The following is a 16,801-nucleotide window of genomic DNA, read 5'->3' as shown; positions in this document are numbered from 1 at the left end:
ATATTATTAGTCATCATAGTAAAATGATACTACTATATTTATTCTAATAAAATTTTATTTAAACGTTCAAAATAAGGAACTTGGAGGGTCTAAAAAATTACTTAATGTTTTTCCTTTTTTAGCCACCAGAGCAATAGCGTAAGCTGAATAAGTAATAGTGGCAAAACAGAGAGTAATACCGTTTCCCAGCCGTAGTTAAACACAAACCAGCCAGAAGAGAGTGCAGCAACAGCTTGAAGGCCAAAGATTGCAAAATCATTAACAGACTGGGCCTTGTATTTTTCAGACTGATCGTAGGATTGGGGCAATAAACTGGTACCACCAATGAATAAGAAGTTCCACCCTAATCCTAGCAAAATAAGCGCAAACCAATAGTTATCTAAAGCATGACCAGACAGGGCGATAGCGATACAGATAAAATACAGCAAAAGGCCAATAATCATCATTTTGCTTAAGCCCATTAGCTTCACAATCCAAGGGGTAAAAAGAGATGGTAAGAACATAGCGACCACGTGAGATTGAATCACAAACTTGGTATTTTCCAGAGAAAATCCATCAATAACATGCATGCTCATAGGAGTCGCTGTCATGATAAAGCTCATCACCACATAGCCAATAGCTGCGCTTGAAATTGCGATGATGAAGACATGCTGCTTAATAATATCGCGCAAACTTCTACCTGACGAAGAAGTGTCTGCTGAAGTTGAATGAACAGATTGATAAAACCAAAGCAAAACAAAAGCTAAGACAAAGCATAGGCTGAGTAAAGCGAAAGAGCCGACAAACTGAATTTCAAATAAATCTTGTCCTAAGGTCGCAATCTCGGGACCTAAGTAGGCAGAGATTAGTCCACCAATTAGTACTGCTGATGTGGCGGTGGCGCTTAAATTTTTATCAACACTCTCAATGGCCGCAAATCTAAATTGATTCATAGTGGCGGTGGTGATGCCAAATAAAAAAGCAGCAGTACAGAAAAGATAAAAGGACTGAATATTTAGAGCAACGATGGCCAGTGTAATAATTAATAACGTATAGATGCAAACAGCCAGAAAGGTTTTTCGCCTGCCAAAGATTGACATAATACGATTAATCGGAATAATACAGCTGGCTGTGCCAACAACTAATAAGGCAACAGGCAGAGTTGATAAGCTATCCATTGGCGCTAAATTCTGACCAATAATACCGCCTAAGAAAATCACAAATACGCTGAGTGACATGAACAATGCTAGGCCAGCTGAAAGAAGCCAGACGTTTCTTGGTAAGTGGTACACCTATTTTTTAATAGGCTTTTGCCAGCTCTTCATCGTGACTTGCTTAGATCGGCTGAGTGTTAGCTGATCTTCTGGTGAAGTTTTAGTGATGGTAGATCCTGCACCAATTGTAGCATTTTTACCAATGATAACAGGGGCTACGAGTTGTGAGTCTGAGCCAATAAATGCACCATCATGAATAATTGTCTGATGCTTATTAACACCATCATAATTGCAAGTAATTACACCTGCGCCAATATTAACATCAGCACCTAGAGTGGCGTCACCAACATAGCTAAGATGTGAAATTTTTGCACCCTTGCCAACAGTAGATTTTTTAACTTCTACGAAATTACCAATTTTGGCATTTTCACCAATATTAGTTTGAGGGCGAACTCTGGCAAACGGACCAATTAAAGCGCCATTACCGATCACAGCATCCTCAATAACAGAGTTTGCCAAGATAGAAACGTTATCGCCGATTTTTGAGTTTTTTATACAACAATTTGGTGCAATTGTTGTATTGTTTCCTAGTACTACTACTCCTTCAATTAGGGTGTTGAAATCAATTTCGCAATCTGTTCCAAAGCTTAAGTCACCCCGACAATCAAAGCGTGATGGATCTTTTAAACTTAAACCGAGTTGCATATATTGAGTGGCTTTGCGATGTTGAAAGATGCGTTCTAGTTGCGCTAGTTGAGTTTTATCATTAACACCCGCTACCTCGAATTCATCTGCAGTAACAACAGAGGCAATGGTTTTTTGATCGCTCGCGGCTGATTCAATAATATCGGTTAGATACAATTCGCCTTGGGCATTGTTGGTATTAAGGCCAGCTAGGTACTTCTTGAGTAATTTGGTTTGCACAGCCATGATGCCAGTATTGACTTCACAAATTTTAAGCTGTTCATCGCTTGCATCTTTTTGCTCAACAATGGCCCGAATGGCGTTATTATTGCGAATAATGCGCCCATAACCCATAGGATCTTTTAAGACAACTGATAAAAGGGCAATGTCTGATACTTTAGAGGCGTTGATCAACCGATCTAGTGTTGCGCGCTGAATAAGAGGCACATCGCCATAAAGAATCAGCGATATTGAATCATCCTCAATATGCGGTGTTGCTTGTTGTACTGCATGGCCAGTGCCTAGTTGCTCTGTTTGTTCAACCCAATTAATCGTGTCGTCATTAATGACCTGTTTAACTTGATCGCCACCAAAACCATAAACCACATGAACTTGTTGACTGATCAATTTAGCTTGTTCAAGGACATGATCTAACAGCGTTTTGTCTGAAAGTGTTTGCAAGACTTTAGGCTTTGATGAGTTCATGCGCGTGCCTTTACCCGCTGCAAGAATAATAGTGTGAATGTTGTTCATTTAAAAGTCTTCAACAATAGGGTTTTGGTCGAGGTAGCTTTCGGTAATACCCGGAACAATAAAACTGATGATAGCAACTACTTGTCCATCTTTACGTCCGACACTATAAGTGGCGGCACGCATCTGGATAGGGGCATTTTTAAAAATATCAGAAAAATTATGAGATTTTCTAGATTGAGCTGAAAACTCTTCTTTGCTAATGAAGGTATATTTAATATTATAGTTTTGATAAGCTTCATTCTCAAAATCTGCGATCATTTTGGTAAATTCATCTTTATTAAAAGTATTGGCACTTACCTCTAATATGTCGAATTTTTCCTTACCATCTTCAATTAAAACCAGGTCAAACTGTGTCTTTAGCACATGAAACATTTTTTTAACTTTACTAACATCGCTCAGAGGCAGCATTAATACCGTAGAAACTAAGCGATCATTAAGAAAACGAAATGCCAACTCAGCCTCTTCTCCTGCCAAAGAATGATTTTTTAAGCATAAAGTACCTTGTTCATATCTGGCAGAGCAGTCTTCTAAGGCGTGAGCCTTTTGTAAAAAAACCTTGGGCATACCAACGACATATTGCTTATATAGTTGAATTTGTTCGCCGGCAAAACTAGGTGTACTGAGCAGAGGTAACAAAATTAATAGTAGAATGCGCTTCATAAGGAAAAATCGTTTTAATTTGGCTCATATTGTAAACGCATAAGCCTTTAAATACAATAAAATTAGTCTCTATGAGCAACTCTTGTTTTCACTGCGGATTAGAAGTTACCAGTCGTAATCGCATTCAGTCAAATATTGATAAGACACCCCAGGATTTTTGTTGTGTTGGGTGTGCAAGTGTTTGCCAAACGATTCATCAAAGTGGGCTTGGTGCATTTTATGAGCAACAAACTAGCTCGGTGCTTCCAGCAGTGGTACTCGAGTACCCACTTGAGTTTTATGATGCACAGGTATTCCAACAGCCTTTTTTAGAGTCAGCACCTGAGGATGAAAAGATTATCACCCTCATTAGCGATACGATTCATTGCGCTGCTTGCGTATGGCTAATAGAAAGAGCAATTGGATCATTAGAAGGGGTGAATTGGGTTCGTGCAAATTTAACCAATAAACGCATTCGCCTAAGCTGGAATGAAAGCAAAATACAGCTGTCTAAAATCATGCAACGTTTGGCAGATTTGGGCTATAGCGCCATGCCCTATGAGCAAAATATAGCCGAGAAAATTGCTAATAAGGCTAATAAGGCCATGCTTTATAAGATGGGATTTGCTGCTTTTACAATGATGAACTTATTGTGGATTTCAATCGCTATGTATACCGGTGCTAGTGATGGTAAGTATTATCAATATTTCCAGTGGCTAGGATTTGCTTTGGCAACACCTACCTTGTTTTATTCTGGTTTTGGATTTCTGAAAAGTGCTTATAGTGGCCTTAGAAATGGCTTAATAAACATGGATGTACCGATTAGTATTGGCGCCCTCACTACCTATTTTTATTCTGTTTATGTTCTGCTCGGCTACTCTGTTAAAGGTGAGGTGTACTTTGATACGGTGGTGAATTTTATTTTTGTTATTTTAATCGGACGCTATTTAGAAGGCTCGGCCAAAAAAGGTTCTATTTCAGCCTCTAGCTCTTTACAGCAGTTGCAACCCAAAGTAGCTTTAGTGATTAAAGATAAGGCTGAAATCATCACCCCAGTAGGCGCGATTAATATTAATGATCAAGTGTTGATTAGACCGGGTGAGCGAATTCCAGTAGATGGATACGTACTTTCGGGCGAGAGTGATGCAGATGAATCCTTACTAAGTGGTGAGTCTAGGCTAGTGATAAAAAAACCAGGTGATGAGGTTTTTGCCGGCTCAGTTAATGGCCAGGGAGCGATGGATATTTCAGTTACTAAAACGCTCAAGCAATCAGTTTTGGGCAAAATCGTCAGTCTGGTTGAAAACACCCAGCATAGCAAAAACTCTGTGGTTTGTAGTATTGATAGAATCATCCCATATTTTGTTGGTGTGACAATATTTCTCGCTCTCGCTACTTTTGTTTACTGGTATCCGCAAGATTTTGATTTAGCCTTATTAAGTGCCACTAGTGTACTTATTATTACCTGTCCTTGTGCATTTGGACTAGCTACACCAATGAGTATTGCGGCAGCAAGCAGCGCCGCTATTAAAGAAAAAATGCTCATTAAAAATAGCGATATACTGGAAGTGTTAAATAAAGTTGACTGGGTGGTATTTGATAAAACCGGCACACTAACTTCGGGCGAGTTTAAGGTTGAAAAGATCGTAAGCACTTCTTCTCAAGATCAGCATGAAAAAATAGCTTTGATACAGCTAATGGCGAGTATTGAAAAGTATTCAGAGCATCCGCTGGCACAAGCTATTGTGAATGAAAATCATGATGAACTACTCAGCGTTACAGGCTTTAAAGCTACACCAGGCCAAGGTGTTAGTGCAACTATTGATCAAATAATAATTAAAGTGGGCAGGTTGTCATTTATAGATATTGATCATCGAGTGGATGCTGACATGCTTAAAGAATCTCAACAAATAGAGTTAGAGGGTTCAAGCTGCATTTGGTGTTCAAGCCAAGATAAGGTCCTAGGGTTTGTTGCTTTATCTGACCAAATAAAAAAAGATGCAAAGGACACAATCGCTCAATTGCTTAATCTAGGCAAACAAGTTAGTATTTTGAGTGGTGATAGCCAAGTAGTGACTCAAAAAGTTGCCAATTATTTAGGAATTGAGCATGTAGTCGCCCAAGCGTTGCCAGAGGATAAGGCGAATTATATTAAGCAATTGCAACACCATCATTGTGTACTTATGATTGGTGATGGGGTAAATGATGCGCCGGCATTGGTACAGGCTGATACTAGCATGGCGATTGGTTCTGGTAGCGATGTGTCCGTTAATCATGCCGATGTCGTATTGTTAAAATCGACATTATCACCAATTTTAGCCATGATTAATTTGTCTAAACGCACCAGTCAAACCATCAAACAAAACATTACTTTTGCATTGTTATACAATACCCTGATGGTGCCATTAGCAATGATGGCAAAGGTTACACCGCTGTTTGCCGCTATTGTAATGCCGATTAGTTCACTCATCGTCATTGGCAATGCAGCCCGACTTCGAAATAAATAAAACAAACTGATAAAAAATAAAGCGACGTAGGTGCAAATAGTATATAATTTGCTCTCTTTTGAGATTTAAACCTTATTACAAACATGAAAACAGATATTCATCCTAATTACGACACCGTTAAAGTAGTTTGCTCGTGCGGTAACACATTCGATACTCGTTCAACGATAGGCAAAGAAGAGCTTCATTTAGATGTATGTTCAAGCTGTCACCCTTTTTACACAGGTAAGCAAAAAGTTACAGATAGTGCTGGTCGTGTTGAGAAATTCAAATCACGTTTTGGTGCATTCAAAAGATAAACCGAATCGATTTAAAGAAAAAGCCACATTTATGTGGCTTTTTTTATGCCCGATTGGATAGGCAATATAACCAAATATCGTTATAATTGAGGGATTATTTATTTAGCAACGATTCTATGTCATTTGATTACCTTAACGCACTAGCAAAGAAGCCAACAGCACGCACCCCGGTCTGGGTAATGCGTCAAGCGGGACGCTACTTACCTGAGTATCGTGCTACGCGAAAGCAAGCGGGCGACTTTATGAGTTTATGTCGTAATCCAGAGCTTGCTTGTGAAGTAACCATGCAGCCTATAGATCGTTTCGATTTAGATGCGGCTATTTTATTCTCAGATATTCTTACTATTCCTGATGCAATGGGATTAGGGCTGTATTTTAGTGATGGAGAGGGGCCAAAATTCGAACGCCCCATCCAAACATTGGCAGATATTGAAGCTATCCCTTCAAACGTAAACAACGATTTAACTTATGTTTTTGATGCGGTTTCTACTATTAAATCTGCTTTAGGTGAGCGCGCACCACTCATCGGATTTACCGGAAGCCCATGGACTTTAGCGACTTACATGATTGAAGGTGGAAGTAGTAAAACATTTGCTAAAACCAAAGCCATGCTTTTTAACGAGCCAAAAATGCTACATTTACTATTAGATAAATTAGCCGACAGTGTGATTGCCTATTTAGACCAGCAAGTCCAAAGCGGTGCAGACAGCTTGATGGTTTTTGATACTTGGGGCGGCGTTTTATCAAGACAAAATTACTTAGATTTTTCGCTAAGTTATATGCAAAAAATTGTGAATGGTGTCAAAGCCAAACACCCAAATACACCGATTACTTTATTTAGTAAAAATGGTGGTAAACACTTAAATGAAATTGCTGCAACAGGTTGTGACGGTGTAGGTATTGACTGGACAGTAGAGCTTGGTGAAGTACAAAGCAAAATTGGCGATAAGGTAGCCATCCAGGGTAATTTAGACCCTGCTGTGATGTACGCAACCCCCGAGATTATTAGAGCGGAAGTTAAGAAAGTGTTAAGCCAGTTTAAGGGCGATACTGGACATATCTTTAATCTTGGTCATGGCATAACGCCTGATGTTAACCCTGAAAATATGGCTGTACTTGTTGATAGTGTTCACGAGTTCAGCGCAAAATAATTATGTCTAGACTATCTCAAATATTTACAAACCTACCTAAAGAGCATAAAGCTTTTATTCCATTCATTACCGCAGGCGATAGCGGTCTGGATAACACCTATGAGCTAATGCTAACTTTGGTTGATAATGGCGCAGATATTATTGAATTGGGTGTGCCGTTTTCTGATCCAATGGCAGACGGCCCTATGATCGCAAAAGCTCACCAGCGTGCAGTTGAAGCGGGCATTGGCTTAAAAAATGTCTTAACTTTAGTACAAAGATTTAGAGCAGTTAATAACACGACAGCTATTGTGCTAATGGGCTATCTGAATCCGATTGAAGTTTATGGTTACCAGGCTTTTGCTGCTGATGCGAGTCAAAGCGGTGTAGACGGTTTATTGGTAGTAGATATGCCGCCAGAAGAGGCGCATGATCTTAAACAAAGCCTTGACGCCAAAGAGGTTGACTTGATCTTTTTAGTGGCGCCAACGACGACCGACGAGCGTATTAAGTTTTTAGCAACCGTAGCCTCTGGCTTTATTTACTTTGTTTCGCTTAAAGGCGTAACGGGTGCAGGCCATCTTGATATCGATGCTGTTAAGCAAAACCTCTCTAGAATTAGACGCTACATTGATTTACCCGTCGGCGTAGGTTTTGGTATTAAAGACGCACAAACTGCTAAAGCCATTTCTGATAATGCTGATGCTGTTATTGTTGGATCAGCGTTGGTTGCATTTGTTGAGCAATATGCTAATGATAAGACTAAAATGTTAGAAAGCGTTGGAAAGTTAGCAAACGAAATTTCTTCCGCAATTAAATAATTAAAACAAGGACTTAGATATGAGCTGGCTAGAAAAAATCTTACCCTCAATCACTAACGTTGTTAAAAAGAACATTCCTGAAGGACTGTGGAGTAAATGCCCTAAATGTGACTCAACTATTTATACTGAGGAGTTGCAAGAAGCATCTTATGTTTGCCCAAAATGTGATTACCATATGCGCATCTCAGCCAGAGTTCGCATTGACAGCTTTTTGGACAAAGAAGGTCAAGAAGAGATTGCACCAAACTTAGTAGCTGTCGATCCACTAAAGTTTAAAGACCAAAAAAAATACAAAGACCGTTATTTGCAAGCACAGAAAGACACTAACGAGAAAGATGCTTTGGTAGTAAAAAAAGGCACTTTAAATGGCCTGCCTGTTATCGTAGCCGCATTCGAATTTAAGTTTATGGGCGGTTCAATGGGTTCAGTTGTGGGCGAGAAATTTGTCCGAGCTGCCCAAGAAAGTATTAAAACTAAAGCACCTTTGATTTGTTTTTCTGCATCAGGCGGTGCACGAATGCAGGAAGGTTTGTTTTCACTCATGCAAATGAGTAAAACTTCTTTAATGGTTAAGTTATTAAGCAACCACAAAGTTCCTTTTATTTCTATCTTGACTGATCCAACCATGGGCGGTGTTTCTGCTAGTTTCGCCATGTTGGGAGATGTTCATATCGCTGAACCAAATGCTTTAATCGGTTTTGCCGGCCCTAGAGTGGTAGAGCAAACTGTGCGTGAAGAGTTGCCTGAAGGTTTCCAGCGTAGTGAGTTTTTACTGGAAAAAGGCGCTATTGATTTAATTGTTCACCGTCATAAATTACGCCAACAGGTGCATACATTATTAAGCGCCATGACCTTTAATAATGGCTAACTACTCGATTTATTTTAAGCTCAGTCATTCAAATGGTGCCTTAGTAGACGAAGCCTGGGACGAGCCTTTGGTGTTTGAAATGGGTGATGGCCAACTAGATCCTTGTTTAGAAAAATGCGTTCTTGACTCTGAATTAGGCGAGTTAAGAACTTTTCTTTTGGGCGCTTCTGAGGCTTTTGGTGAATCTTATGATGAAGCTTTCCAACTAATGCCTCGTGATGATTTTCCGCCAGATTTTAAATTTGAAATCGATGCAGCGGTTGAATTTCAAACACCTGCGGGGGATGCCTATGTTGGCTGTATTGACCAAATTGAAGATGATCAAGTTCGAATCAATTTTAACCATCCACTGGCGGGTGCGGATGTGTCATTCCAAGTCAAAATTCTTGATATAAGCTCGTGAAAATTCTATTAGCAAATCCTCGTGGATTCTGCGCAGGTGTAGATCGAGCTATTGAAATCGTAGAGCGAGCACTTAGCCTTCATGGCAAGCCAGTTTACGTACGTAATGAAGTTGTCCATAATAAATTTGTGGTGGACAATCTTAAAGCTAAGGGTGCTATTTTTGTTAAAGAAATTAATGAAGTGCCTGACCAACAAGTAGTTATTTTCAGTGCACACGGTGTATCCCAATTAGTGCGCACGCAAGCTGATGATATTAACGCCACTATTTATGACGCCACTTGTCCCTTGGTCACTAAAGTACACAAGGAAGTGGCACGTAAGCAAAGACAAAATCATCAGGTTATTTTAATTGGCCACAAAGGTCATCCAGAAGTTGAGGGTACTTTAGGCCAATCAAACGAGGGCCAACAAGTGGTCTTAGTGGAAAATGCAGCAGATATTGAACAACTAACCATTGACAAAAATAGCGATATTTCCTACACCACGCAAACAACCCTGTCTGTTGACGATACTCAGCACATTGTTAATCACTTAAAAGATAAATTTCCACATATTCGATCGCCCAAGAAAGATGATATTTGTTATGCCACTCAAAACAGACAAGATGCAGTCAAGAAACTCATGAAATCTGCTGATGTGCTCTTTGTGCTTGGATCTAGAAATTCTTCTAATTCGAATCGCTTACGTGAGATCGCCGAAAAAATGAATCTGCCTGCCTATTTAATTGACGGTGCTGATGAAATAAAAGATGAATGGATAAAAGGCGCTAATATTGTCGGCGTAACAGCCGGCGCCTCTGCACCAGAAGTTTTGGTACAAGAGGTTGTTAATTATTTGTATGATCATGGCGCAAATGAATTACAAGAAGTTAGTGGTGCTAAGGAAAATGTACATTTTCCAGTGCCAGAAGAATTAAGATAATTAAACAGGGTTTCAGCCCATATTAAAAAAACTCAGGAGAAAGAAATGGAAAAAACAGCATTAATTTGTGGCTCATACGCCTTTGACTCAATCATGGTTTTTCACGATCAATTTAAAAATCACATTTTGCCAGACAAGGTGCACATGTTAAATGTGTCATTTTTAGTACCTACCATGCGTAAAGAGTTTGGCGGTTGTGGTGGTAATATTGCTTATAACCTGCATTTATTAGGTGCTAATTCAATTCCAATGGCAACGGTGGGCGAAGATTTCACGCCTTATATGCAGTGGATGGAAAGACACCATATGAACACCACGCACATGAAAGTCATTAAGGATAGCTTCACGGGTCAGGCATTTATCACCACAGATATAGATGATAATCAAATTACAGCTTTTCATCCAGGTGCGATGAGCAATTCTCATGAAAACAAAGTTAGTGACGTAAGTGTTGCGGATATCGGCATCGTTTCCCCAGATGGACGTGATGGCATGATTGAACATGCCCAGCAATTTGCAGATGCTCAGGTGCCTTTTATTTTTGATCCAGGCCAAGGCATGCCAATGTTTTCTGGCGAGGAATTAATTACTTTTATTGAGCAAGCAACCTATGTAGCCGTTAATGATTATGAATCGCAAATGTTGCAAGATAAAACTGGCCTTGATTTATCAGCCATTGCCGCAAAACTAACCGCATTGATTATCACCAAAGGCGGTGAAGGTTCTGAAATTCACACACAAGGTGATGTGATACAAATCTTGCCGGCCAAGGCCGCCTCAACTCAAGATCCAACCGGTTGTGGCGATGCCTATCGAGCAGGCTTATTGTTTGGTATTATGAATGATATGAGCTGGAAAACCACAGGCCAGCTAGCAGGATTATTAGGCGCTATTAAAATTGCACATCTAGGTACACAAAATCACAGCTTTACTTTGGCAGATATTGAGAAGCTTTACCAAGATAATTATGGAGAGGCCCTTACGGCATAAGAATTATTAAAACACTCATTATTTGTATTAACATACTAAAATGATTGGTTAATATTAGTCTATAATCTAACTTGATTTAAAAATAAAAAAAATCTGGGGAGACAACAATATGAAAGCACTTGAGAAATTATTTGAATTAAGACGCTCACTAGCGACATATGAAAGTGAAATGGGTTTTGACACGTTATCAGAAGTAGAAAAATCAGTTCTTGAATTTGTCATGCATTCTAAGGATGCCAACATTACAAGAATTACTAAAGATGAATATTTCTTCAAATACTCATTGTCTACGATTAAAAGAGCAGTGGGTGTTTTATTGGATAAAGAGATCATCGTCGCAACACAATCTAGCCTTGATAAGCGTTCAATGATTCTAACCTATAATCAGTAGTACTTAATTAATGCCTGTTGATCAACAATTTAAAACAACCAAATCTTAAGTGTAGTATTCACATACTATTATGACTGAAAAATTTCAAAATTACCTACTAGAAAACGCCATAGCCTTTGTATGTGTTTTTTCTATGGCGTACATGATGATCTGGTTTGGCTCGTTTGAGCTTGAAGCTAGATCATATATTTATTTGCCATTAGGTGCAAAAATATTGATGTACTTGGTGTTTGGTTATCGAGTATTTCCAGGTGTTATCGCCGCTTGTTTTGCTGGTGGTATTGTCTTAATGGATTCTTGGGGCGGCAATCTCTTCATTGGTATGCTATCTGCTTGTGCGGGTGCAGTGGCTCCGATTTTGGCCATGGGCTTTATGAATCTAACTCAAGTTAGTAACTTCTCTAATTTGAGTAAGATTGATTTTAGGCACGTTTTATTTTTGGTGGTTTTTACATCAGTCATAGCCGCACTGCTTAAGTTCTTTGTTTACATGCAAGATGTCACCCTTAATATTAATGCAGTAACTTTCATTACTCATTACATTACGGGCGATGTCATTGGCGGCCTAGTAGTGATTTACCTAACTTTGGGTTTTATTGCCCCAATTATAGAACGGTCTTACATGAAAAAAACGGGCTAAATTTAACGTATAATTTGAGCCTTATAATCAGAGGTTACTTTCGTGTTAATTGTTAAACATAATATAGTTGCTTTTGTCCTGGTGCTTCTCTCTGCATTGATAATAGAGCGCACAACTCATATTGAGATTTCTATTGGAAACTTACTATACCTTCCAATAGGTGCAGCTATCTTTTCTTATCTTCTATTTGGTTTTGGTGTGCTACCGGGTGTGGTTATCGCCAATACCCTGATAGGCTATTTCATCTGGGATAACTGGTTTGGCATTGGATTAACTGGATTTTATGCTCATGCAATGGTAGGATCTTTAGCGCCAATTGCTGCGATTCTGATGATGAGATATTTTAAATTAGCAGAATTTTATAACGGCACAAAGATAAATTTTAGGCATGTAATATTCCTTGTAATTTTGACAGCAATGATCAATGTCTTGGTAAAGTTTTTTATCTTTATGGGTGCTATTCCCGAGTTTCATGCTCCCATCCAATTTATCTTAACCCATTTTGTAAGCAATGCTCTAGGAGGGTTGGTCTTTATCTATGGAATAAGTCGGCTATCAAATTTCTCAGTTAAGCGATAAAATTTATCTATGTTTATAATTAATATCATTATCGCTCTGGTTATTTTTTTAACGTCAGCCTTGATGACATGGACAAGCGGTATTGATATCTCAGTTGGAAATTATTTATGGCTGCCAATGGGTGCAAAGATATTAGCATTCTTACTATTTGGATTTTGGGCATTGCCCGGTGTTTTACTAGGGTCACTGATGAGTGGATACATTCTATATAATTTTTTGAATGTTGATCCTATCTATGGGCCATTAGGCTCTTTGATCGGAGCTTTTGCACCAATGGGTGCGATACTAATAATGCGGTATTTCAACTTATCGACGTTCTTTGATAGCGATAAAAAATTGGAATTTAGGCACGTTATTTTTTTAATTGTATTGTCATCAATAATTAATACAATATTTAAGCTGTTTCTTTATTTTGGTAAAGTAAGTGGAGTTGATGATCAGCAGATAGATAGCCCTGAATTTATACTCAGCTATTTAACAGGCGACATATTAGGTGGAGTTGTATTTATCCTGCTTACAATTAAGATTGTTATGCCAATTTTGCTACGATTTAAGCTAATTTAGCTTTTTTAGCAAATTTTCTACCAACTCGATACGTCTGATGTCTTCAGGCATCGATTCTTTAACAATTAACTGATTTTGACCCTTTAATTGATAGTTTTTAGGCTGTTTTTGGATTAATTGGATGATTTTTATCGGTTCAATGGTGTTTTTAGGCCCAAAAGTGATGATAGCCTTGTCTTCATAGAGGTTAATTTCATCAATTCCTATTTTTTCGCAAAAAAGTTTAAGGCGTGTATTGGCAAATAGGTGCTTAGTAGAATCTGGCAATAAGCCAAAACGATCAATCATCTCAATTTGTAATTCTTTCAGCTCATTGTTAGTCTTACAACTGGCAATGCGTTTATATAAAACTAAGCGCTCATGAACATCTTCTAAATAACTCTGAGGAATAATTGATGGCAGGCCACAATCTATTTGAATCTCATGATTGATCGGATCGTCTAGATTAAGTTTTCGTCCAGCACGCATAGCGTCAATCGTGCGTTTAAGTAAATCATGGTATAGATTAAAACCAATTTCACTAATTTTTCCTGATTGGTTATCACCCAGTAAATCACCCGCACCCCGAATTTCAAGATCATGATTAGCCAGCATAAAGCCGGCGCCCAGCTCTTCTAAAGATTCGATGGCATCCAGGCGTTTTTTGGCATCCCTAGATAAAGACTGATGTGACTTAATCACTAAATAGGCATAAGCTCGATGGTGAGACCTGCCAACACGACCACGCAATTGGTGTAATTGCGCTAAACCAAAATTTTGAGCATTATTAATAATAATGGTATTTGCATTTGGAATATCGATACCCGTTTCAATAATGGTAGTACACACCAAAATTTGAAAGCGTGCATGGTAGAAATCACCCATGATGTGCTCAAGCTCTCGGGTTGGCATCTGACCATGAGCAACCCGAACATGAACATTTGGCATAAGCTCTGTTAAGCTTTGCGCCATATTATCAATCGAGTCAATATCATTATGTAAGACAAAAATCTGACCACCGCGATGAAGTTCTCGAGTGATCGCTTCTTTGATATTATCATCACTCCATTCTTGTACAAAAGTTTGAATCGCACTTCTCTTAGCGGGCGGCGTGGCAATAATTGACAACTCTCTGAGTGAGCCAAGTGCCATATTTAAGGTACGCGGAATTGGCGTGGCAGTCATAGTGAGTATGTCACTTTGCCCACGAAGCTTCTTTAAAGCTTCTTTTTGTTTCACACCAAAACGATGCTCTTCATCGATTATTACCAGCCCAAGGTTTTTATATTGAACACTACCCTGGATAATTTTATGCGTACCAATAACGATATCAACCTGCCCAATGCTAAGCTTTTCAATAATAATTTTTTGTTCTTTAGGCGTTTGAAAGCGAGATAATGCAGCAATTTCTACAGGATGATGAATAAACCGATCGACAAAAGATTGATGATGCTGCTTTGCAAGTAGTGTGGTTGGCACCAAAATAGCCACTTGTTTACCCGCTTCAACCGCCAAAAATGCAGCGCGCATAGCGATTTCAGTTTTTCCAAAACCAACATCGCCACACACTAAACGATCCATTGGCTTGTTGGAACGCATATCGGCCAAGACTTCGCCCATGGTCTTTAGTTGATCAGGGGTTTCTTCAAAAGCAAAGTGAGATACAAATGCTGAATAGGCATCATTAGGCTCTGGAAAAGCAAAACCTGTTTGTGATTCGCGTTTGGCATAAATCTCTAATAATTCAGCCGCGACATCATGCAAAGCTTCACCCGCTTTTTGTTTGGCCTTACTCCATTGTGGTGTGCCTAGTTTGTGCAAAGGTGCATTCTCAGCTAAAGCGCCAGAATAACGAGAAATAAGATTAAGCGAGGTCATTGGCACCATCAGTTTGGCGCCACCTGCGTATTCTAATTGTAAAAAGTCCTGAGACAATCCGTCATAAGTTTGAGTCTTTAAGCCTAAGTAGCGACCAACACCATAATTTTCATGAACAATAGGGTCGCCATTTTTGATCTCTACTAAGCTTTTAATGGCCTCATCAAAATCTTTATGCTTGGCTCTTCGTCTACGTTGTTGCTGAACAACCTCTTGGCCAAATAAATTGTCTTCAGTAATTACCGCAATATCAAGACCCAATAAACCTTGAGATAACTCTTGATTGGTGATATTTAATAGTTGATCATTAGACAAGAAATGCTGCCAATCTTTTGCGCTTTTCGCTTCAAGGTTGTGATTTTTTAACAATTCTTCTAGGACACTTTGCCTACCTTGTGATTCACAAACGATGAGTATTTTTTTCTGAAAACGCTTTGTAAAACTTGCTAGCTTTGATAATGGATTTTTTGCCTGTGGATCAATGCGCAATGGTGGTAATAATTTTGACGAGAAGTTTAAATGCCCGGGTTTTTCTTCTAGTTTTGAAGGACCGATAACAAGTTGTTGCTGTTGTTTGATCGCTGAAAATAAACCTTCTTTACTTAAAAATACACGGTTAACGGCTAATGGCGGCCTATCCAAGTCTTGTTTGGCGTGCTCAAACCTAGATTGGATATTAATAAAAGTCTGGTCTACCAAATTCGAAAATCCAGCAAAGGTAGCAATGGTTAATGTCTTGGGTAGGTAATCAAATAGCGTATTGGTCGAATTAAAAAAGAGCGGTAAGTAAAACTCAATGCCACCAGGTAGACGGCCTTCGCTTATTTCATGATAAATAAAACTCTGGTCGCCAAATGCTTGTAGGTATTTTTCTTTAAATAAATTAATACTTGACTGATCAGTAGCAAATTCTCTTGCCGGTAGAAGTGCGATCTCATCTACTTGAATCTCACTGCGCTGAGTTGAAGTGTCAAAGCTGCGAATGGTTTCTATTTCCTGATCAAATAAATCTATTCGATAGGGCTTGTTAGCACCCATTGGATATAGATCAATTAAAGAGCCACGAATATTAAACTCACCATGCTCCATGACGGTAGTCACACGGCTGTATCCAATTTTTAAAAGTTTTTCGCTTAATAAGGCAGGATTTATATCATCGCCGATTTTAAGATCAAAGCTGTATTTTTCGCTAAATTCAATTGGACACAAATAAGAAAACAAGGTTTCTAGTGTAGTGATGACAATCCCTTTTTTGAGTTGTCTAAGCTTTGATAGCGTACTTAAACGATTTGAAGTGATGTCTGGGTGCGGTGAAAACTGATCATATGGCAGTACTTCCCAGTTATCAAATTTTAGAATATCTAACGTATCGTTGTAAAAGTTTAGAGATTTATACAGCGCGTCTAGATGAGCAATGTCATTTGCAATAAGCAGGATTATTTGAGATTGCTGCTGAGCATATTCGACTAAAGCAAGCGCATCAGCACTTCCATATAAGGAGCCCCAATAGGTTTTCTGACCCGAATTTGAAAGGGGCGTCTTCTCAGGATATAAGTAGGGCAT

16 protein-coding genes are annotated in these 16,801 nt (G+C 38.9%); 12 read left to right on the top strand and 4 right to left on the bottom strand.

What is annotated here, in order from left to right; genetic code table 11:
• Positions 1–101: 101 nt before the first annotated feature.
• The 3 genes from N9Y32_00930 to N9Y32_00920 are packed head-to-tail and all read right to left on the bottom strand — an operon-like array spanning position 102 to position 3,290.
• The gene (locus N9Y32_00930; protein ID MDB2589579.1) at positions 102–1,271 is read right to left on the bottom strand and encodes an MFS transporter; all 1,170 of its coding nucleotides are present in this window, start codon (positions 1,269–1,271) and stop codon (positions 102–104) included.
• A complete protein-coding gene (gene glmU, locus N9Y32_00925) occupies positions 1,272–2,630 on the bottom strand; it encodes a bifunctional UDP-N-acetylglucosamine diphosphorylase/glucosamine-1-phosphate N-acetyltransferase GlmU (protein ID MDB2589578.1) in 1,359 nt (452 codons plus the stop codon).
• Complete coding sequence (locus tag N9Y32_00920) at positions 2,631–3,290, bottom strand: hypothetical protein (GenBank protein ID MDB2589577.1); 660 nt, start codon at positions 3,288–3,290, stop codon at positions 2,631–2,633. It lies immediately after the preceding gene.
• A gap of 71 nt (positions 3,291–3,361) precedes the next feature.
• Here N9Y32_00920 and N9Y32_00915 point away from each other — a divergent pair, with 71 nt between their 5' ends.
• The 12 genes from N9Y32_00915 to N9Y32_00860 all read left to right on the top strand — a co-directional run bounded on the left by N9Y32_00915 (position 3,362) and on the right by N9Y32_00860 (position 13,381).
• On the top strand, positions 3,362–5,776 hold the full coding sequence (locus N9Y32_00915; GenBank protein MDB2589576.1) for a heavy metal translocating P-type ATPase: 2,415 nt from the start codon (positions 3,362–3,364) through the stop codon (positions 5,774–5,776).
• 83 nt (positions 5,777–5,859) lie between these two features.
• Positions 5,860–6,072 carry a 50S ribosomal protein L31 gene (gene rpmE, locus N9Y32_00910; protein MDB2589575.1) on the top strand — a complete coding sequence of 71 codons (213 nt, stop codon included), beginning with the start codon at positions 5,860–5,862 and terminating at the stop codon, positions 6,070–6,072.
• 116 nt (positions 6,073–6,188) lie between these two features.
• Positions 6,189–7,223: a uroporphyrinogen decarboxylase gene (gene hemE, locus N9Y32_00905; GenBank protein ID MDB2589574.1), complete on the top strand. Its 1,035-nt coding sequence runs from the start codon at positions 6,189–6,191 to the stop codon at positions 7,221–7,223.
• A 2-nt stretch (positions 7,224–7,225) separates the two neighbouring features.
• Positions 7,226–8,023, top strand: a complete 798-nt coding sequence (trpA, locus tag N9Y32_00900; protein MDB2589573.1) for a tryptophan synthase subunit alpha — start codon at positions 7,226–7,228, stop codon at positions 8,021–8,023.
• 19 nt (positions 8,024–8,042) lie between these two features.
• Complete coding sequence (gene accD / locus N9Y32_00895) at positions 8,043–8,891, top strand: acetyl-CoA carboxylase, carboxyltransferase subunit beta (GenBank protein MDB2589572.1); 849 nt, start codon at positions 8,043–8,045, stop codon at positions 8,889–8,891.
• Entirely contained in the window at positions 8,884–9,294 is a 411-nt protein-coding gene (locus tag N9Y32_00890) for an FKBP-type peptidyl-prolyl cis-trans isomerase (protein ID MDB2589571.1), read from the top strand. Before accD ends, N9Y32_00890 begins: the two co-directional genes overlap by 8 nt.
• Complete coding sequence (gene ispH, locus N9Y32_00885) at positions 9,291–10,217, top strand: 4-hydroxy-3-methylbut-2-enyl diphosphate reductase (GenBank protein ID MDB2589570.1); 927 nt, start codon at positions 9,291–9,293, stop codon at positions 10,215–10,217. The genes N9Y32_00890 and ispH overlap by 4 nt, the downstream gene beginning before the upstream one ends.
• Positions 10,218–10,262: 45 nt before the next feature.
• Complete coding sequence (locus N9Y32_00880; GenBank protein MDB2589569.1) at positions 10,263–11,207, top strand: carbohydrate kinase family protein; 945 nt, start codon at positions 10,263–10,265, stop codon at positions 11,205–11,207.
• 109 nt (positions 11,208–11,316) lie between these two features.
• Positions 11,317–11,598: a hypothetical protein gene (locus N9Y32_00875; protein MDB2589568.1), complete on the top strand. Its 282-nt coding sequence runs from the start codon at positions 11,317–11,319 to the stop codon at positions 11,596–11,598.
• Positions 11,599–11,668: 70 nt separating this feature from the next.
• Positions 11,669–12,238 carry an MASE1 domain-containing protein gene (locus N9Y32_00870; protein MDB2589567.1) on the top strand — a complete coding sequence of 190 codons (570 nt, stop codon included), beginning with the start codon at positions 11,669–11,671 and terminating at the stop codon, positions 12,236–12,238.
• Between the two features lie 42 nt (positions 12,239–12,280).
• Complete coding sequence (locus tag N9Y32_00865) at positions 12,281–12,817, top strand: hypothetical protein (GenBank protein ID MDB2589566.1); 537 nt, start codon at positions 12,281–12,283, stop codon at positions 12,815–12,817.
• A 9-nt stretch (positions 12,818–12,826) separates the two neighbouring features.
• Positions 12,827–13,381, top strand: coding sequence for a hypothetical protein (locus tag N9Y32_00860; protein ID MDB2589565.1), 555 nt, complete (start codon positions 12,827–12,829; stop codon positions 13,379–13,381).
• Here the strand turns inward: N9Y32_00860 and mfd are convergent.
• Entirely contained in the window at positions 13,373–16,801 is a 3,429-nt protein-coding gene (gene mfd, locus N9Y32_00855; protein MDB2589564.1) for a transcription-repair coupling factor, read from the bottom strand. The two genes, N9Y32_00860 and mfd, sit on opposite strands and share 9 nt — an antisense overlap.

The organism is Candidatus Thioglobus sp. (genome assembly GCA_028228555.1).
Classification (GTDB): Bacteria; Pseudomonadota; Gammaproteobacteria; order PS1; family Pseudothioglobaceae; genus Thioglobus_A.
Note: the sequence above shows the minus strand (reverse complement) of the source record. Positions and strands in the feature narration are given on the sequence as shown.